At 65.6% G+C, this 17,427-nt stretch carries 16 protein-coding genes and 1 tRNA gene; 11 read left to right on the forward strand and 6 right to left on the reverse strand.

Features of this window, described 5'->3' with window-relative positions; genetic code table 11:
• Positions 1–6: 6 nt before the first annotated feature.
• Positions 7–894, reverse strand: a complete 888-nt coding sequence (locus EV665_RS02320) for an SDR family oxidoreductase (protein ID WP_133032933.1) — start codon at positions 892–894, stop codon at positions 7–9.
• A 168-nt stretch (positions 895–1,062) separates the two neighbouring features.
• On the opposite strand from EV665_RS02320, the gene EV665_RS02325 reads away from it, so the two are divergent.
• Together EV665_RS02325 and EV665_RS02330 are read left to right on the forward strand one after the other, a co-directional pair.
• A complete protein-coding gene (locus EV665_RS02325) occupies positions 1,063–1,470 on the forward strand; it encodes a winged helix-turn-helix transcriptional regulator (RefSeq protein WP_064330435.1) in 408 nt (135 codons plus the stop codon).
• Between the two features lie 46 nt (positions 1,471–1,516).
• Entirely contained in the window at positions 1,517–2,761 is a 1,245-nt protein-coding gene (locus EV665_RS02330) for an FAD-dependent oxidoreductase (RefSeq protein ID WP_133032934.1), read from the forward strand.
• Here EV665_RS02330 and EV665_RS02335 read toward each other — a convergent pair.
• From EV665_RS02335 to EV665_RS02345, 3 genes are all read right to left on the reverse strand, one after another.
• Positions 2,703–3,716 (reverse strand): bifunctional helix-turn-helix transcriptional regulator/GNAT family N-acetyltransferase, encoded by a 1,014-nt coding sequence (locus tag EV665_RS02335; protein ID WP_133032935.1) that lies wholly within the window; start codon positions 3,714–3,716, stop codon positions 2,703–2,705. The two genes, EV665_RS02330 and EV665_RS02335, sit on opposite strands and share 59 nt — an antisense overlap.
• A gap of 150 nt (positions 3,717–3,866) precedes the next feature.
• A complete protein-coding gene (locus tag EV665_RS02340; protein ID WP_064330432.1) occupies positions 3,867–4,076 on the reverse strand; it encodes a cold-shock protein in 210 nt (69 codons plus the stop codon).
• Between the two features lie 363 nt (positions 4,077–4,439).
• Positions 4,440–4,820: a BRA0787 family protein gene (locus EV665_RS02345; RefSeq protein ID WP_064330431.1), complete on the reverse strand. Its 381-nt coding sequence runs from the start codon at positions 4,818–4,820 to the stop codon at positions 4,440–4,442.
• A gap of 403 nt (positions 4,821–5,223) precedes the next feature.
• On the opposite strand from EV665_RS02345, the gene EV665_RS02350 reads away from it, so the two are divergent.
• From EV665_RS02350 to EV665_RS02360, 3 genes are all read left to right on the forward strand, one after another.
• Complete coding sequence (locus tag EV665_RS02350; RefSeq protein ID WP_245337385.1) at positions 5,224–5,871, forward strand: TetR/AcrR family transcriptional regulator; 648 nt, start codon at positions 5,224–5,226, stop codon at positions 5,869–5,871.
• 57 nt (positions 5,872–5,928) lie between these two features.
• Positions 5,929–6,948 carry a ketol-acid reductoisomerase gene (ilvC, locus tag EV665_RS02355; protein WP_064330429.1) on the forward strand — a complete coding sequence of 340 codons (1,020 nt, stop codon included), beginning with the start codon at positions 5,929–5,931 and terminating at the stop codon, positions 6,946–6,948.
• Between the two features lie 491 nt (positions 6,949–7,439).
• On the forward strand, positions 7,440–8,663 hold the full coding sequence (locus EV665_RS02360) for an aminotransferase-like domain-containing protein (protein WP_064330428.1): 1,224 nt from the start codon (positions 7,440–7,442) through the stop codon (positions 8,661–8,663).
• 174 nt (positions 8,664–8,837) lie between these two features.
• On the opposite strand, the gene EV665_RS02365 is transcribed toward EV665_RS02360, so the two are convergent.
• Positions 8,838–10,481 carry a M20/M25/M40 family metallo-hydrolase gene (locus tag EV665_RS02365; RefSeq protein ID WP_245507633.1) on the reverse strand — a complete coding sequence of 548 codons (1,644 nt, stop codon included), beginning with the start codon at positions 10,479–10,481 and terminating at the stop codon, positions 8,838–8,840.
• Positions 10,482–10,619: 138 nt separating this feature from the next.
• On the opposite strand from EV665_RS02365, the gene EV665_RS02370 reads away from it, so the two are divergent.
• Positions 10,620–11,036, forward strand: a complete 417-nt coding sequence (locus EV665_RS02370) for an Lrp/AsnC family transcriptional regulator (RefSeq protein WP_133032936.1) — start codon at positions 10,620–10,622, stop codon at positions 11,034–11,036.
• Positions 11,037–11,039: 3 nt separating this feature from the next.
• Here the strand turns inward: EV665_RS02370 and EV665_RS02375 are convergent, their stop codons facing one another.
• Positions 11,040–12,656, reverse strand: coding sequence for a hypothetical protein (locus EV665_RS02375; protein WP_133032937.1), 1,617 nt, complete (start codon positions 12,654–12,656; stop codon positions 11,040–11,042).
• Positions 12,657–12,823: 167 nt separating this feature from the next.
• Between EV665_RS02375 and EV665_RS02380 the strand changes: the two genes are divergently transcribed.
• The 5 genes from EV665_RS02380 to EV665_RS02405 all read left to right on the forward strand — a co-directional run bounded on the left by EV665_RS02380 (position 12,824) and on the right by EV665_RS02405 (position 17,427).
• Positions 12,824–13,930: an endonuclease/exonuclease/phosphatase family protein gene (locus tag EV665_RS02380; RefSeq protein WP_133032938.1), complete on the forward strand. Its 1,107-nt coding sequence runs from the start codon at positions 12,824–12,826 to the stop codon at positions 13,928–13,930.
• A 129-nt stretch (positions 13,931–14,059) separates the two neighbouring features.
• Positions 14,060–14,977, forward strand: coding sequence for a PhzF family phenazine biosynthesis protein (locus EV665_RS02385; protein WP_133032939.1), 918 nt, complete (start codon positions 14,060–14,062; stop codon positions 14,975–14,977).
• Between the two features lie 115 nt (positions 14,978–15,092).
• Positions 15,093–15,168 (forward strand) — tRNA-Lys (locus EV665_RS02390).
• Positions 15,169–15,696: 528 nt separating this feature from the next.
• The gene (locus EV665_RS02400) at positions 15,697–16,302 is read left to right on the forward strand and encodes a TetR/AcrR family transcriptional regulator (protein ID WP_133032940.1); all 606 of its coding nucleotides are present in this window, start codon (positions 15,697–15,699) and stop codon (positions 16,300–16,302) included.
• A 30-nt stretch (positions 16,303–16,332) separates the two neighbouring features.
• Positions 16,333–17,427, forward strand: a complete 1,095-nt coding sequence (locus EV665_RS02405) for an efflux RND transporter periplasmic adaptor subunit (RefSeq protein ID WP_133032941.1) — start codon at positions 16,333–16,335, stop codon at positions 17,425–17,427.

Below are 17,427 nucleotides of genomic sequence, written 5' to 3' on the forward strand. Positions count from 1 at the left end.
ATAGCATCAACCGAGAAACGCGGCCTTGTTCGCGGCGACGAAGTCCACAAGGGATGTCGGTGCGCGGCCGGAAAGCGCCTCGGCGTCTTCCGTCACCATCGCGATCTTGCCTTCGCGCGTGTTGGCGTCGAAGGAGACGATGGTCGGCACGAAGCCTTCCGGCAGGCCGGCGGCCTTCAGCCCCTCGGCAAGCTGGGCATCCGTGACATGCACGACGGCGAGCGGCTTGCCCGTCGCCGCGGAGACGATGGCGGCGATCTCCTCGGCCGTATGCGTCTTCGTGCCGGTCAGGGTGTAGGTGCGGCTCTCGTTTCCGGCCTTCAGCACGGCGCCGACAAGGGCGGCCGCGGTGTCGGCGCGGGTGATGTGGGCAATCCGGCCCGCGCCGGTCGAGGTGTACCAGGAGCCCGTCTGCAGCGCATGCGGCAGCGACATGAAGAGGTTTTCCGCATACCAGCCGTCGCGCAGGATCGTGTAGGGGATGCCGGTCGCCTTGATGGCCTCCTCGCTGCCGAGATGGTCGGGGGCGAAGGTGACGAGCGAATCGTCCGGCTGCGGCATCGACGTGTAGAGGATGTGCTTTGCGCCCGCCTTGGCGGCGGCGGCGATGGCGGCCTTGTGCTGGGCGAGGCGCTTGCCGGGCGTGTCGAGCGCGTCGGTGGAGATGATCAGCACCTTGCCGGCGCCGGCGAAGGCCGCGTCGAGCGAGGCGGGATCGTCGAAGTCGGCGGCGCGCACGGTGACGCCCTTGTCGGCATAGGCGGCGAGCTTGGAGACGTCGCGGGTCGTGGCGATGATATCGGCGGGCGCGAGCTTGCCGGAGGCGAGGAGCGCGTCGATGACGAGGCGGCCGAGCTGGCCGGAGGCGCCGGTAACGAGAACTGTGTCGGTCATGTCTTTGCCTTTCTGGGCCCTTGCGGACCGTTCCTGCAGGCGTGGCGGGGAGGCGCCCTGGTCCTGCTGCGATTGGTCTCTAATCGAGACTTGCTCTTATCTGGTAATCTGCTAGGAGCTGTAAAGAAGGCAGTTTTTTCTGCGGTGGTTACCTGGAGGGAACCGGCCATGAACAGGATCGTCGACCGTGCCGAGGGCGAGCGCGTCATTCTCATCGACGGCATTGCCATGTCGATGGACGATTGTCCGGTGCGCGACGTGCTGGACAGCGTCGGCGGCAAGTGGACGTCGCTGATGATCCTCGGCCTTGCCGACGGGCCGCGCCGCTTTTCGCAGTTGCGCCGCTTCATCCCCGACATATCGCAGCGCATGCTGACCCAGACGCTGCGCGACCTGCAGCGCGACGGCTATCTCACCCGCACCGTCTACCCCACCCAGCCGCCGAGCGTCGAATATTGCCTGACGCCGCTCGGCCATTCCTTCCTTGCGCTTCTGCGCTCCCTCGTGCAGTGGTCTTCCGAGAACCACGCCGCGATCCGGGCCGCCCGGCAGGTCTACGACGCGGCTCAGGACTGACGCTCCGGCCCTGGCGCTCCGGAGCCGCATGCAGGGAAGGCGGGCCATGAAGCCACTCGATATCGCTATCGCCGGCGCGGGGCCTGCGGGGCTTGCGGCGGCGCTGTTTCTGTCGCGCGCCGGCCACCGGGTGGAGCTGATCGAACGCTTCGAGCAGCCGTCCCCGGTCGGCTCCGGCCTGCTGATGCAGCCGACGGGGCTCACCGTGCTCGATGCGCTCGGCCTTTCCCCGGCCATTCACGCGCTCGGCAACCGTATCGACCGGCTGCACGGTGCCGACGCGCGCAGCGGGCGGACGGTGCTCGACGTGCGCTACGATGCGCTGGCCGGCGGCCGCTATGGCCTTGCCGTGCACCGGGCGGCGCTCTTTGCGACCCTGCATGATGCGGTGGCGGCCGCGGGCCTGCACATCCGCACCGGCATCACGCTTGCCAAGGCCGAGACGCGGCAGGCCCGCACGGCCCTGCACGATCCAGAGGGCGAGATCGTCGGCGACTACGACCTGGTGGTCGACGCGACGGGCGCCCGGTCGCAGCTTGCCGCCGCGTCCGTCGTCGCGCCCGCTGTGCGCGAACTGCCCTGGGGCGCCTTCTGGGCGACGCTCGATTGCGACGGCATCGCGCATGATGCGCGGGCGCTCGTGCAACGCTATGACGCTGCGAAGGTGATGATCGGCGTGCTGCCGGTCGGCCGGGCCCATGCGGGCGAGGGGCAGAAGGTCGCCTTCTTCTGGAGCCTGAAGGTGGCCGACGCGGACGCGGTGCAGCGGGCCGGCCTTCAGCACTGGAAGGCGCGCATCCTCGACTACTGGCCCGAGACCGCGCCCTTCCTCGACCAGATCACGGACTGGGACCAGTTGACGCTCGCCCGTTATGCCCACCGCACCACGCTGCCGCCCGTGGCGGACGGCATCGCCTTCATCGGCGACAGCGCCCATTCGACCAGCCCGCAGCTCGGGCAGGGGGCGAACATGGCGCTGCTCGATGCGGCGGCGCTGGCCCATGCCCTGTCCGCGGCTTCCACCCTGGAGGAAGGGCTGGCGGCCTATGCGGCCGCCCGGCGCAACCATGTCCGGCTGTTCCAGCTCCTCTCCTACGTCTTCACGCCCTTCTACCAGTCGGATTCGCGGGCGATCGCCTGGCTGCGCGACCGGCTGGTGGCGACCGTCGCGAAAGTCCCGCCGGCACCGCAGATCCTTGCGGCCATCGTCTCCGGCACGCTTGCCGACCCGTTCACGCGGGCGGGGCTTCAGGAGTGCTGCTGGCCGGAGCGCGCGCTGCAGGAGGCGTGAGCGGTTCCTGCCAGCCGGCCAGGTCGAGTACCCAGGTCTGCCCCACGAGGTCCTGGCCGAAGCTGTGGTGCGCCTCCTCCTTCTCCAGCGTGAAGCCGGCGGCCTGGTAGATGCGGCGGGCCGCCGTCAGGATGTCGTTCGTCCAGAGTTCCAGCCGCCTGTAGCCGGCACCTTGCGCAAAGCGGATGCAATCCGTCACCAGCCGGGTGCCGAGGCCATGGCCGCGCGCGGCCTCGGCGACATGCAGCAGGCGCAGCCTGGCCGTCGTCTCGCTGGCCTTCACCAGGAAGATGCTGCCGACAAGCGCGCCGTCCTGCTCGGCGATCCAGCAGTGCTCGCGGGTCGGATCGAAGTCGCGCAGGAATTTTGCGCAGATCTCGGCGACGAGCGCCTCGTATTCCTCGTTCCAGCCGTAGCTTTCCGCATAGCTTTGGGCCTGGCTGGCGATCACCCTGCCCATGTCGCCGGCCCGGTGGGGGCGGATCCGGATCGGGCCTGAAAGGCTTTCGCCGGCAAGGAGGGCCGTGACGTCGCGGAGCGCCGCGGTCAGCCTGTGCCGCGCCGCTTCGTCGAGCGGCTCGATCAGGGTCGCGATGCTCGCCCGCGACCGCGTGGCGAGGTCGGCGGCGACGGCCCGGCCGCTCTCCGTGAGGCTCAGCAGCCGTCCCCGGCCATCGGCAGGGTCCTTGCGGATGTCGACCAGACCCGTGCCGGAAAAGCCCTTCAGCATGCGGCTGACATAGGCGGGATCGAGCGACAGTTCCGTCGTCAGCTGCGAGGCGGCGGTCGCGCCGCCATTGGCGAGTTCGTAGATGACGCGCGCCTCGGTCAGCGTATAGGGCGTGTCGAGATAGGCGCGGTCGAGCACGCCGATGCGGTTGGTGTAGAAGCGGTTGAAAGCGCGGACCGCCTCGATCGTGTCCGAACCGGTTTCCTCAGGGGCAATGGCCGTCATGATGATCTCCTTCGATCACCATGGTCGCTATTTATTTGACTGAGTCAAGTAATTTGCGTCGCTGCCGTTGCGTGGCAAGCATATCAAGGGACAGACGCAAAAAAGGCCGGATCGCTCCGGCCTTTCCGATTTCAATGCTGTCGCGGCCGATCAGGCTGCGACGAGCTGGTCAGCCGACATCTTGCCGGACTTGCGGTCGCGAACCAGCTCGAAGCTGACCTTCTGACCTTCGTTGAGCGCTGCAAGGCCAGCGCGCTGAACGGCGGAGATGTGGACGAAAACGTCCGGCTCACCGCTGTCCTGCTGAATGAAGCCGTAACCCTTGGTCGTGTTGAACCACTTTACGGTACCAGTTGCCATGACGAAACCTTTCCTAAGCCGTCAAATCAATCTTCGGTCGCCGGGACGGCAACCATGGGAGGTCGAATTTGAAGGGTAGGTTCGTAACTGCAGGCGTAAGCGCCTGCAAATGCAGAAGTCAACGTTCAAATCTCGATGTGGGGAGAAATAAGTGGTTCGGTGGTCCGGGTCAAGATGCGTGCGGCCGGGATCGCCCAAGGTTTTCATTCGACTGGCGGCAGCGCTGCAAGACCCGCAGTTGCCGGACGCTGTGACTGACGACGACCCGGCCTTGCGAGGCGTCGACCTTCACCTTCGTGCAGGCGCTGCCAAGATGTGCAGCGCCTGCCTCTTTTTTCCGCCCCGGGGCGGGGTTTCTGGGAATCAGGCCGGGCGGCGCTTGTCGACCCGGTGATGGTCGAGGAAGGCGGCGATGGCGGTCTCGCCGCACAGGCGACGCTGCTCGACGAGGGCGCCGGCAAGCTGGGCGGCATCGCCGAAGGTGCTGATCTCCGTGCCGGCCGCTGCCGGATTGCGGGCGAGCGTGTCGGAAACGATGTCCGACAAGGTACGCGGCAGGATATCGGTGCACGCCCGCATGCTTTCGAAAACGATGCCGATCGGAACGATCTGGTCCTCGTAGATCACCATCGGTTCGGCGGGTTCGTCTTCCCAGGCGTCGAGCGCTTCAAAAGCGGCGCCGAACAGCTGCTGCAGAGTGATGGGCGCATGTCCTTCGTGAAGGTCTGGCAGGAAATTCATCATCTTCTGTCTCCTTGGCGTAAGGGCGATTGGCTTCATACTCCTGACTAAGAGCCCCGATGCCGGCGTGCCGACGCGTGATGCGAACGGCCTGCTGCACCGCAGGTCTCACAAATCTTAACAAGCGGAAACGGATTGGGAAGCGAAAAATTTTGTGCCGGGCGGGCCTCTTGCCGGTTTGGCGTAGAGATATGTTTCAAATCAGCGACATAGCGGAAAGAAAATTTCGACTTCATTGTGCATTGCAGCGATTATTGCATGCCGGATGTCGCGGTTCGAAACGGGATTTAGCACGGCAAATCACTTATCTTTCCTTCATTGGCAGAAGGCTGTTGACCGGCCGTGCGGAGATCGCTAGAAGGAGCCGAACCGTACGGTACGGTACGCAATCGGATGGATGGATATCTTGCAGGGGTTCGAACAGGCAAAGGCGGGGGCTGCGGCCGCGGGACTGACGGAACGTCAGGGCGCGGTGCTGGAGCGTGCGCTGGGCCTGCTCGTGGAGGGCGGCGAGCGGGCGTTGACGACGGCCGGTGTCGCCCGCGCGGCGAACTGTTCGAAGGAAAGCCTCTATAAGTGGTTCGGCGACCGCGACGGGCTGATCTCGGCGATGATCACCTACCAGGCCGGCAAGGTGCGCACGGTCGAGGTGAGCGCCGGCGCGCTGACGGCCGAGACGCTGCGCAAGCACCTCATCGCCTTCGCCTGCGACCTGATCGACGTGCTTTCCGGCGATGTGTCGCTGGCGCTGAACCGTCTTGCCATCGGCCAGGCGAGCCGCGAGGGCGCCGGTCTCGGCCGCCTCCTGCAGGAGCGCGGCCGCCGGCAGATCAGCAAGCGTGCCGCCGCTCTCCTGGAGGCGGGCCGCAAGGCGAAGCTGCTTGCCTTTGACAGTGCGGACGAGGCATACGGCACGCTCTACGGCCTGATCGTCTCCGACATGCATCTGCGCATGCTGCTCGGCGAGAATGCCGCAGCGCTCAAGAAGGAATTCTCGCCCCGCGCGGAGAAGGCGGTCGACGCCTTCCTGACGCTTCATGGCGCGAAAGGATAAGCCGGCAGCAACCCGCCGGTTCAACGCAAACAGACTAGCGAAGGGAAGGAACCATCGATGCGCGTCTATTACGATCGTGATGCCGATCTCAACCTCATCAAGGCGAAGAACGTCGCCGTCGTCGGCTACGGCTCGCAGGGCCGTGCCCACGCCCTCAACCTCAAGGATTCCGGCGCCAAGAACCTCGTGATCGCCCTCAAGGCCGGCTCGCCGACCATCAAGAAGGCCGAAGCCGACGGCTTCAAGGTCATGACCGTCGCCGAAGCCGCCGCCTGGGCCGACCTCCTGATGATGGCGACCCCGGACGAGCTCCAGGCCGACATCTACAAGGGCGAGATCGCTGGCAACATCCGCGACGGCGCGGCCATCGCCTTCGCGCACGGCCTCAACGTCCATTTCGGCCTCATCGAGCCGAAGGCCTCGGTCGACGTCGTCATGATCGCGCCGAAGGGCCCGGGCCACACGGTTCGCGGCGAATACCAGAAGGGCGGCGGCGTTCCCTGCCTCGTCGCCGTTCACCAGAACGCTTCCGGCAACGCGCTTGACCTCGCGCTCTCCTACGCCTGCGGCGTCGGCGGCGGCCGTTCGGGCATCATCGAGACCAACTTCAAGGAAGAGTGCGAAACCGACCTCTTCGGCGAGCAGGTCGTCCTGTGCGGCGGCCTCGTCGAGCTCATCCGCGCCGGTTTCGAAACGCTGGTCGAAGCCGGCTACGCGCCGGAAATGGCCTATTTCGAGTGCCTGCACGAAGTGAAGCTGATCGTCGACCTGATCTATGAAGGCGGCATCGCCAACATGAACTACTCGATCTCCAACACGGCCGAGTGGGGCGAATATGTCACGGGCCCGCGTATCATCACCGCCGAGACCAAGGCCGAGATGAAGCGCGTCCTCCACGACATCCAGACCGGCAAGTTCACCTCCGAGTGGATGCAGGAATGGAAGGCCGGCGGCGCCCGCTTCAAGGGTATCCGCCGCAACAACGACTCGCACCAGATCGAGGAAGTCGGCGCGAAACTCCGCGGCATGATGCCGTGGATCGGCAAGAACAAGCTGGTCGACAAGGCCGTCAACTAACGGCTTGCCGACAAGGCCGTCAACAGATTGCTTCTGCCTTTGCAGAGGCAGGGGCCGGGCGGATTTCCGCCCGGCTTTCTATTTCAGGCTACCTGAAATAATGCAGTGCATCCTTCCTCTCTCTTGCAGTGCAGCAAGTAATGAACTTGCGCCGGAGGGCGAACAGGAACAAAATACGCGCGTGTTTCGTTCCGGTATCGGGAGGAAAATGCGATGTCCACCATTATCCAATACTTCGCCTGGTTCGATCTGTTGATCCTCGGCAGTATAGCGACGCTGGTGCTGCTCAGCCTTTACAGCGATCGCGCCACCTGAGCGCCATGGGCGCCTGAAACGGCTGCCGGGGCATGGGCGCTCCGGCGAGATTAGATCCGCGCGAAACCTTGGGTCGCCGGTGTCTTTTATTGGTGCGAATATTTAGGTCAGCATTATTGACATAAAAACCGCGCCGTGATGAGGTGCGTTCAAACAACAAGCCCGAGGAAACCCCTATGTTCAAATGGGAACAAGCCTTCGCGACGCGTGCGTCGCGCATGAAGGCGTCCGAAATCCGTGAATTGCTGAAACTCCTGGAACGGCCCGACATCATCTCGTTCGCAGGCGGCATTCCGGATCCGGCGCTGTTTCCCAAGGAAGCCTTCTCCGCCGCCTATGCCGACGTGCTGTCCGGCGACAGCGCCGCGGCGGGCCTGCAATATTCCGTCAGCGAGGGCTACAAGCCGCTGCGCGACTGGCTCGCCGGCGAGATGGGCAAGATCGGCATCGCCTGCACGGCGGAAAACGTCTTCATCGTCTCCGGCTCGCAGCAGGGCCTCGATTATCTCGGAAAGCTCTTCCTCTCGCCCAAGGACACCGCGCTCGTCACCTGGCCGACCTATCTCGGCGCGCTGCAGGCCTTCAACGCCTATGAGCCGACCTACGACCGGCTGAACCTTTCCGGCAACCGCACGCCGGATGCCTATCGCGCGACGGCGGCGGAGGCCGGCGGCCGCGTCAAGTTCGCCTATCTCTCCGCCGATTTCGCCAACCCGACCGGCGAGACGGTCGACCGGGCGGGCCGCGAAAGGTTGCTCGACCTCGCCGAAGAGCTGGAAATTCCCGTCATCGAGGATGCCGCCTACCAGTCGCTGCGCTATGACGGCGAGGCCATTCCGCCGATCCTGGCGCTGGAAATCGCCCGCAAGGGCAGCATCGACGCGGCGCGCACGATCTATTGCGGCAGCTTCTCCAAGACGCTCGCGCCGGGCCTGCGCGTCGGCTACATCGTCGCGGCCGCGCCCGTCATCCGCAAGCTCGTGCTGATGAAGCAGGCGGCGGACCTGCATTCCTCGACCATCAACCAGATGGCCATCGCCCATGTCGCCGAGCGCGGTTTCGATGCGCAGGTGGCGAAGATCAAGGCGGCCTATAGCGCGCGCCGCAACGCCATGCTCGCCGCCCTGCAGAAATACATGCCCGAGGGCGTTACCTGGACGAAGCCGGAAGGCGGCATGTTCGTCTGGGTCACGCTGCCGGCCGGCATGGACGGGGCAAAGCTGCTCGCCCGCTCCATCGAGACGGAAAAGGTCGCCTTCGTGCCTGGCCAGGCCTTCCATGCGGATGGCAGCGGCGCGAACACGCTGCGCCTCAGCTTCTCCTGCGCCGACGATGCGACGATCGAGGAAGGCATTTCCCGCCTCGGCCGGCTGCTCGCCAGCGAGCGCCTTGCGGCCTGAATGGGGGGGGCGATGCGGGTGGGGTTTGCCCCTCACCCCAGCCCTCTCCCCGCAAGCGGGGAGAGGGGACGTGCCCTACGAACGGGCATTGGTTGGAGAAGCGGGTGCGCCATATTCCTTCGCCCCGCTTGCGGGGAGAAGGTGGCCGGCAGGCCGGATGAGGGGCGTTAGGTCCTATTCCCCAAGGCAGGCCAGCGCCGATGCGAACACCAGGTCCGGTAAGACGCCGAACGTATAGGGCGCATGCACGCGCTCCCATTTCTGGTGATAGTCGCGACCCCAGGGGCCGATATTCACCGTCGGGAAGGAGAGCAGGCCGTCCGGCGCGTCATCGGTGAAGGCCGCCGAGGGGGTGTTGGCGGTCAGCAGGCCCGTCTCGCCGGCCTCCGGCCGATGGCCGAAGAAGCTCATGTCGGAAATGCCGGCGAAGATCTGCTTGAACTTGATCGAGGTGCCGTGCCGCGCTGCGGCCTTTTCCATCACGGGCTGAAGACGCGCCTGCATCCGGCGGCCGGCCTCGGACTGGTCGAGATGCACCAGCGGATAATGCAGGCTGCCGAAGCCGATGATCACCGCCGGCCCTTCGATGCCGGCCTCGGTCGCCGCGGCGGAAACGATCTCGCGGCTGACCTTCAGGGGATCGGTGCTGCCGGCAAGCGAGTCGTCGAGGGCCTTGAGCCGGGCAAGCGCCGCATGGCCGCCGCGCGCGGTGACCCGCTCCAGCAGTTCGGCATAGTCGAGCACGAGCCCTTCCGTCTTCCCGGCGTCGCGCCCGCGGTAGCGGGTGGCGTGGTCGTCCTGCGCTCGAAGCGCGGTCTCCAGCGCATCGGAAACGATGGCCTGGAAGTCGCCGAGAATATCGCGGGCGCTGCGCCGGTGCGTCAGCCAGTTGAAGGAGAGCCAGACGCGATCCGGTGTCGTCACGTCGTAGCCGTCGCGGATGTCGCGCGCCTCCAGGCAGACGGGCGGCGGGGAGCGTTCGCCGAAGGCCTCGTCGCTCAGCTCCGGCACCGTATCCATGGCGCGCACGATCTCGGCGCTGATGCGATGGGCGCTCGTGCCGTTGAACGGATAGCCGGCATGGGTCGGCCGGCCGATGACGAAGGCGAAGGGCGCGAACTTGCCGATGGAGCCGAGATAGACCGCGCGGCCTTCCGCGCCATCTCGCTCGCAGCTCGAGGCATCGAGGTTGATGCCGCCGACGATGTCGAGGTCGAAGCGCCGGGCGATCTCCGGCAGGGCATTGCGCAGGCTGCGCATGCCGCGCGACCGGTTCTCCTCGTCGGGCGTCGCCACGAAGAGGATGTTGCCCTCCCTGGCCTCCAGTCCGGCAAAACGCTCCAGCGCCGCGATGCCGGCGGCAAGGCCGCTCTTCATGTCGAGCAGGCCGCGCCCGGCGATGAAGTCGCCGCTTTCGAAATCCGTCAGCGCCCTGGCTTCCGCGGCGTTCAGCGGCCGGCTTCTCAGCTCCTTCACAAGCGCCTCGGTCAGCGGTTCCGGATCGCAGGCGAGCGGCGCGAGCGTGCCGTAATTGGCGATCGAGACGGTGTCGAAATGGCCCGCCAGCACCACCGTGCGCCGCCCGCTGCCGCGCACCAGCGCTGCGACGCTCCGCGTCAGCGGTTCGCCATGGCTGTCCACGGTGAAGAGCTGGTCGGGATGGCGGGTGAAATAGGGCGTTTCGGCAAGATGCGCCCGCAGTTGCTGTGAAAAATGCGCCTCGTCCGGCGAACCCGTCACGCTCGGCCAGCGGGTCATCAGGAGCGAGAGGTCGCGGGCTCGCGCGGTTGCGATGGCATGTGCGGTGTCGTTCGTCATGGGGCCTGCCGAAAGCGGTTGCATTGAGGGAAGCACAAGGCTAGCCAAGGACGACGGCAGACGAAACGGCAATTTTTTGGAAAAATTGCAGGTCCTATTGCCGTTTCGCCAGCGAAGGCTGACAATTCGGCAGGTATGATGGATATGATCGACCGCAAGCTCCTGGCCCTCCTGCGCAAGGATGGCCGCGCCTCGCTCTCGGCTCTCGCGGAGGACTTGAAGGTCTCGCGCGGCACGGTGCAGAACCGGATCGAGCGCCTGACGCGCGACGGGGTCATCGCCGGCTTTTCCGTGCGCGTGACTGAGGCGGATGATCCGCATGCCGTGCGCGCCATCATGATGATCGAGATCACCGGCCAGAAGACGCTTGCCGCCATCCAGGCGTTGCGCGGCCTGCCGGAAGTGCGCGCCCTGCACACGACGAACGGCGCCTGGGACCTCGTGGCGGAGATCCATGCGGACAATCTCGTGGAATTCGAGCGGGTGCTGCGCGGCATCCGCGCCATGGACGGCGTCTCGAAATCGGAAACCAGCCTGCTGCTGACGACCTTGTGAGGCCTACGGCATCACGATGTCGATTTCCTCGCCGGTCGAGGAATAGGTGATGCGCCCGCCCTTCCAGCCGTCGGCGGCCTCCAGACGGATTTCGAGCGTCACCTTGCCGTCCGGCGAGGGCACCATGAATCTGCCGTCCGGCGACATGAGCTGGCCGATGGAGAAGGTGTAGCGCGCCACCGCCATTTCCGTGCCGACCTGCAGGCGGGTGAAGGTCCGCGCCGTCAGTTCGCCGAGCTTTTCGGCGGAGAAGAAGGCGAGGTCCTCCATGCGGAAGAGCCGCTCCGGCCGGAATTCCGCATCCCAGGGCATCATCATGCTCGATGCGGTGATGCCGCGGTCGTTGGCGTTGTAATCGCGCATGGTGCCGGGCGTGTCGGGCACTTCGGCAAGCAGGCTCATCGAATCCTTGCTGACGGTGATTTCGGCGAAGCGGGCGTTCTTGCCGAACTGCTCGCCGATCGAGCCGAACGTCTGCCAGGTCATGGCGGGGTCGAGCCAGTTGCGCTTCGGCTTGCGGGCGTCGGGCAGGTTGGCGACGCGCACCGTGCCGTCCGTCGTCAGCTCCACGGTGCCGCTGGCGGTAAACAGCGTCATTTCACCCGGCTGGCCGAGATCGGTGAGATTCACCACCCAGCGCAGTTCCGGCTTGCCGGGCCCGTCGGTCGAGAGTTTCAGCATCATGTAGCTCATCGTCGACTTGTCGTTCTGCCAGGCCGCCTTCGCCTTGTCGCGGATCATCGTGAGCTTCGAGAGGTCGACATCGCCGATCGAAAAGCCGGGCAGGGCCGATGTGCCCGGGAACATCGGCGAGGTGATGGGCGAGCGCGTGACGCCGGAAATATCCCAGGAATAGCCGACCGTGGTTTCCGGCAGGCTGGGATGGTCGGCTTTCACCTGAACGGATTTCGGGTAGATCGTCAGATCGCGGACGACGGGCTTGTTGCCGATGACGGAGGCGAGGCTTTCCAGCGCGGCCTCCTTCGGCCAGTCCTCGTCCCTGAAGAAATCCATCTGGCGGGCGCGGTTGGTGTTGGAGAGGTCGCCGCCGATGATCGTGCCGGCGGCATCGGCATAGACCGTGGCGCTTTCGCGCGGCGAGGCGACGTAGATCGCCCAGCGGATATCGCCGTAGGAGGGCGTCGGCAAAAGATTCACGCGCTTCGATATCTCGATCGACTGCACCGCGCCGCCGCCCTCCAGCCTGGCATAGCCGATGGCGCGGGTGGCGACCTGGTCGGCCTTCGCAAGGGGGATCGCGTCGAGCGGGAAGAGGCCGCTCGCCAGATCGGCGACCATGGCCGGCGCGGACCGTGCCGAGGGGCCGCTGACGATCTCCGCTTCGAAGAACAGGAGGCGGGGCGCCTGCCGCACCCGCCATTCGTCCACGTCGCCGGTGCCAGCCCCCTGGACGACGAGGTTCACTTCCTTCTCGGTGATTCGGATCGTGTGCACCTGCGGCGTCCTGCCGAGCGCTTCGGCGACGCGCCCCACCGCACGGGCGGCCTCGCCGGGGCTGGTGATGTAGCTTTCCGCGGCACGGGCGGGTGGGCAGGCAAGAAGCAGCAGGGCGAGCCACGCGGCCACGAACGCCCGCACGATGCTGGAAACAAAAGCCATGAGCGATCCTCCGCCCGCCACCGGATGCGCATCATCCGTACTGGATAACGGCATGGCAAGCCGGTTTATTCCGGCAATGGCAGGTGGTGGGACGAAAAGCGGCTTTCCATTGCCGGTCAGCCGGTTACACTCGCCCGGCATTGCCGGAAGGACCCTTGAAAGCCCCCATGTCGCTACGCCTCGCCACCTTCAATATCGAAAACCTCATGACCCGTTTCGATTTCACGGGCTTTCGCAACCAGCTTCGCCAGGACCGTGTGCTGCGCCTCTTCGATATCCGCAACGAGGCGGAATACCAGCGGCTGGAGGAAGCGCGCACCATCGCGCATACGGACGATACCCGCCAGCATACGGCGCTTGCCATCGCCGATGCGGATGCCGACATCCTCTGCCTGCAGGAAACCGACAACATGGCGGCCCTGCAGGCGTTCGAATACGGCTATCTCTTCCGCATGGTCGGCAACGGCTACCGGCAGAAATACCTGATCGAGGGCAATGACAGCCGCGGCATCGACGTTTCCGTGCTGATGCGCGAGGAAACACGCGACGGCCAGCGCATCGAATGCGTCGACATCCGCAGCCATGCCGCGGTCACCTATCGCGATTTCGACCTCCATACGCCGGATCTCGGGCAGGGGCTCAATCCGGACGACAGGATCTTCAAGCGCGATTGCCTGGAGATGGACCTGCGCATCGGCGGCCGGCCGCTGACGCTCTATGTGGTGCATTTCAAGTCGATGGGACCGGGCAGGGAGGGCATGGACGGGCGCCAGTCGACCATGCCGGTGCGTATGGCCGAGGCGAAGGCGGTGCGCCGGATCATCGAGGATCGCTTCGGCGCCGGCCATACGGCGGGCAAGGCCTTCGCCATCTGCGGCGACATGAACGACTATCAGGAGAAGCTGGCGATCGAGGGCGACAAGCGCAGCGGCTTTCGCTTCATCCCCCGCAAGGAGGCGGTGAGCGCGCTCGATGCCTTCAGCGCGGACGGCTTCGCCGTGAATCCGATGCTGCGCCGGCCGGTGGACGATCGCTGGACGCTCTATCACAGCCGGGGGCCGGAGGAGCGCCATCTCTGCCAGCTCGACTATATCTGGCTCTCGCCCTCGCTTGCCGAGCGCAACGCGCAGCGCGTTCCCGACATCATCCGCGCCGGCCAGCCCTTCCGCACGCCCTTCCCGCCGGGACAGGAGGTGGAGCGGTATCCCCGCGTCGGCTGGGACCGGCCGAAGGCCTCCGACCATTGCCCCGTCGTGATGACGCTCGATCTGTGAAGCCCCGGCTTTGCGGCCGTCGGCGAAGTGCCCGGGCGGCGGGCGGCGTCATTTTCCCTTGCCCGCGGGATGGGCCTCGGGCAATTCTAGCAAAATGCTCTCGGGCAAAAACTGAACAGGGAGAATGCCTTGTCCCGTCGCTACGCCATCTATGACGTCTTCACCGACACGCGGCTTGCCGGCAATCCGCTGGCCGTCGTCTTCGACGCCGACGATCTCGACGACGGCACGATGCAGCGGATTGCCGGCGAGTTCAATCTTTCCGAGACCGTCTTCGTCAGGACGGCGGAAAACCCGGCGCACAGCGCGCGCCTGCGCATCTTCACGCCCGGCCGGGAACTGCCCTTTGCCGGCCATCCGACGGTGGGCGCGGCGATCGCCATTGCCGAGGCGGGCGAGGGGGACGCGGCCGTGCCGCGCGATCTCGTCAGCGTGCTGGAGGAAAATGTCGGACCGGTGCGCTGCGCGGTCAAACTCGGCGCGCGCAAGGCCGCCTTTGCCGAATTCGACGTGCCGCGCAAGGCGGCGCGCCTGGAGGCCGCGTTCGACCGGCAGGCGCTTGCCGATGCCTTCAGCCTGAAGCCCGGCCAGATCGGCTTCGAGAATCACGTTCCCTCGCTGTGGAGCGCTGGTGTCGCCTTCGTGATGATCCCGGTGCACGACCTTGCGGCGGCCGCCGCGGTGGAATTCGACCCGGCGCTCTGGGAGCGCTGCGCGCCCTTCGCCGAGGGGCGGCTTGCCTCGGCCTACCTCTATTGCCGCGGCGGGGTCAATCACGTCGCCCGCTTCCATACCCGCATGTTCGCGCCCGACATGGGCATCGCCGAGGATCCGGCGACGGGGGCCGCGGTCGCCGCCATGTCCGGCGCCATCCACTTCTTCGACAAGCTGGTGGACGGCCACCATCCGCTGCTGATCGAGCAGGGCGTCGAAATGGGCCGCCCCTCGTTCATCCACCTGCATCTCGATATCGCGGGTGGGGCGATCGCCGGCGCGCGCATCGGCGGCGAGGCCATCCGCATTGCATCCGGGGTGCTGGATTTGTGACGGATTTTTGCGCTGCGGAAGAAATTTATCCGCAAACGCATTTTTTTCCGGATCGCTATGGACAAGCTCCACGAAGGCCTTTATACGCCCCGTCAGACCGCTGGAGCGGTCAAGTGGGTGATTAGCTCAGTTGGTAGAGCAGCTGACTCTTAATCAGCGGGTCCACGGTTCGAGCCCGTGATCACCCACCAAATACAATTACTTAGCGGAATTCTACCAACCCGCATTTTACAGCAAATCGGAAATTTTACAATTTCATTTCCGATTTGTTCCCCGGCCGATGGCATCGATGACCTCTTGGCCGGCAAGATGGTGCTTGCGGATGATCGACTCATCCGTAGAGTGCCCGGAAACCTCCGACATCAGCTTGATTTTCTCTTCGCGCGCCCGGTCAAGGTGCGCCTATGCGAAGGTGTTCGCCGTCCCGCCGGCGATCGTGGAATGCCGAGTCTTTTCATTTTCTTGCGCCATGACGCTCGAAGGCCGCTGGAGCCCCATCCGTGGCCGAATGAACTGACGATAACGCGGTGCTGACCAAAAGCGTGCCGGCTGCTTATCCGTCCAGATGATCATGTCCCGGTGTGGCATCCCGGACAGGGACCGCACGATCGATCGCCGTTTCACAGACGCTCGTGAAGATTGACATGTGAAGGCCTTTGAATTACGACTGACGAAATTCTAAAATCGTCAGTCGTAATTCATAATCGATGGGCAAGGCCATGAGCGAGACAGGGGAAGCAGTGTTGGAACCCGACCGGCAGGACACCGTGGAGCGTATTCTCGAGGCGGGGGAGCGGCTGTTCCGGCACTACGGCTATTCGAAGACGACGGTGGCCGACATCGCCCGCGACCTCGGCATGTCGCCGGCCAATATCTACCGGTTCTTCGCCTCCAAGGTCGAAATCCACCAGGCGATCTGCGGCCGGATGCTGGCGGCGGTGCTTGAGGCTCTTTCCGGCATCGCGCGGCTGCCGCTCCCGGCGGAGGAGCGCCTGCGCCGCTGCATCGCCGAGCAGCATCGCGTGACGGTCGAAACCATGCTCGACCAGGAAAAGGTGCACGAGATGGTGATCGTCGCCATCGAGCGCGACTGGCATGTCATCGAGCGCCATATCGATCAGGTCCATGCCGTCTATGCGGAGATCATCCGCCAAGGCATCGTGGCGGGCGAGTTCGCCGACCGCGATGTGGATGTCGCGGCGAAATGCTTCGGCGCGGGCACCGCGATGCTGTGCCACCCGCAGATGGTGGCCCAGTGCGCGCGCAAGGCCAACCGCGCGACGCCCGAGGAGCTGATCGAATTCGCCCTCAGGGCACTGAGATGACGCAACCAACCGGCAATGGGAGTTGATGCCATGATGGCGTTGCAGTTTTCTTTCAGGGGTACGCTGGCAAGGCTGGCGCTCGTCGCCGCGCTCGGTGCGACCCTTGCCGCCTGCACCGAAGCGCAGAGCGAAACCGTCCCCGCCGCCGAACGCCCCGTCAAGCTCGTCGAGATCGGCCGGGCGGAGACGGCGCGGGTGGTGGAGTATTCCGGTGCCGTGAAGGCCCGCAGACAGGCCGATCTCGGTTTTCGCGTGGCCGGCAAGCTCGTCGAGCGGGCGGTCGATATCGGCGACCGCGTGAAGGCCGGCGACCTGCTCGCCCGGATCGACGCCACCGACTACACGCTCGCGGTGACGGCCGCCGAAGCGAGCCTCGCGGCGGCCGGAAAACAGGTCGAGACGGCCGCCCTGACGCGCGGGCGCGCCGAGCGGCTTTCGGCGAAAAACGTTGCCTCGCAGTCGGCCCTGGACGAAGCGGTGCTCGCCCATCACCAGGCGATCGCGACGCGCGATGCGGCGGCGGCCTCGCTGCAACAGGCGAAGAACCAGGTCGGCTATACGGAGTTGCGGGCGGATCGCAGCGGCATCGTCACCGCGATCGGCGCGGATAGCGGCCAGGTCGTCGCCATCGGCACGCCCGTCGTCTCGGTGGCGGTCGACGGCGAGAAGGAGATCGAGGTCGCCGTGCCTGAAACGGAGATCCGCTCCTTCACACCCGGCATGGCGGTCGAGGTCGGCTTGTGGACCGACGACACGTTGAAGCTGGACGGCAAGGTGCGCGAGATCGCCGGCAGCGCCGATCCGCGCTCGCGGACATTCGGCGTGCGCGTCAGCCTGCCGGACGATCCGCGCATCCTGCTCGGCATGACGGCGACGATCAGGGCAAGCGTGGGCGCGGACGCGCCGCTGGTTTCCGTTCCGCTGGAGGCGCTGGCCGAGAAGAATGGCGGCAAGATCGTCTGGGTGGCGGACCCTGCGAGCGCGACCGTGCATGCCCGCGCCGTCGAGGTGGCCGATTTCGGGCCGGACGGCGTGCGGATATCGAAGGGCCTTGCGGAAAACGACCTCGTCGTCGCCGCCGGCACGCAGTTCATGCAGGAAAACATGAAGGTGAAGCTGCCCTAG

This window comes from Shinella granuli, assembly GCF_004341885.1.
Classification (GTDB): Bacteria; Pseudomonadota; Alphaproteobacteria; order Rhizobiales; family Rhizobiaceae; genus Shinella; species Shinella granuli.

What these genes read in the sequence shown, in the direction of transcription:
- EV665_RS02320 (WP_133032933.1), bottom strand. Translation starts at nt 894, where the DNA reads ATGACCGACACAGTTCTCGTTACCGGCGCCTCCGGCCAGCTCGGCCGC.
- EV665_RS02325 (WP_064330435.1), top strand. Translation starts at nt 1,063, where the DNA reads ATGAACAGGATCGTCGACCGTGCCGAGGGCGAGCGCGTCATTCTCATC.
- EV665_RS02330 (WP_133032934.1), top strand. Translation starts at nt 1,517, where the DNA reads ATGAAGCCACTCGATATCGCTATCGCCGGCGCGGGGCCTGCGGGGCTT.
- EV665_RS02335 (WP_133032935.1), bottom strand. Translation starts at nt 3,716, where the DNA reads ATGACGGCCATTGCCCCTGAGGAAACCGGTTCGGACACGATCGAGGCG.
- EV665_RS02340 (WP_064330432.1), bottom strand. Translation starts at nt 4,076, where the DNA reads ATGGCAACTGGTACCGTAAAGTGGTTCAACACGACCAAGGGTTACGGC.
- EV665_RS02345 (WP_064330431.1), bottom strand. Translation starts at nt 4,820, where the DNA reads ATGATGAATTTCCTGCCAGACCTTCACGAAGGACATGCGCCCATCACT.
- ilvC (WP_064330429.1), top strand. Translation starts at nt 5,929, where the DNA reads ATGCGCGTCTATTACGATCGTGATGCCGATCTCAACCTCATCAAGGCG.
- EV665_RS02360 (WP_064330428.1), top strand. Translation starts at nt 7,440, where the DNA reads ATGTTCAAATGGGAACAAGCCTTCGCGACGCGTGCGTCGCGCATGAAG.
- EV665_RS02365 (WP_245507633.1), bottom strand. Translation starts at nt 10,481, where the DNA reads ATGACGAACGACACCGCACATGCCATCGCAACCGCGCGAGCCCGCGAC.
- EV665_RS02370 (WP_133032936.1), top strand. Translation starts at nt 10,620, where the DNA reads ATGGATATGATCGACCGCAAGCTCCTGGCCCTCCTGCGCAAGGATGGC.
- EV665_RS02375 (WP_133032937.1), bottom strand. Translation starts at nt 12,656, where the DNA reads ATGGCTTTTGTTTCCAGCATCGTGCGGGCGTTCGTGGCCGCGTGGCTC.
- EV665_RS02380 (WP_133032938.1), top strand. Translation starts at nt 12,824, where the DNA reads ATGTCGCTACGCCTCGCCACCTTCAATATCGAAAACCTCATGACCCGT.
- EV665_RS02400 (WP_133032940.1), top strand. Translation starts at nt 15,697, where the DNA reads ATGAGCGAGACAGGGGAAGCAGTGTTGGAACCCGACCGGCAGGACACC.
- EV665_RS02405 (WP_133032941.1), top strand. Translation starts at nt 16,333, where the DNA reads ATGATGGCGTTGCAGTTTTCTTTCAGGGGTACGCTGGCAAGGCTGGCG.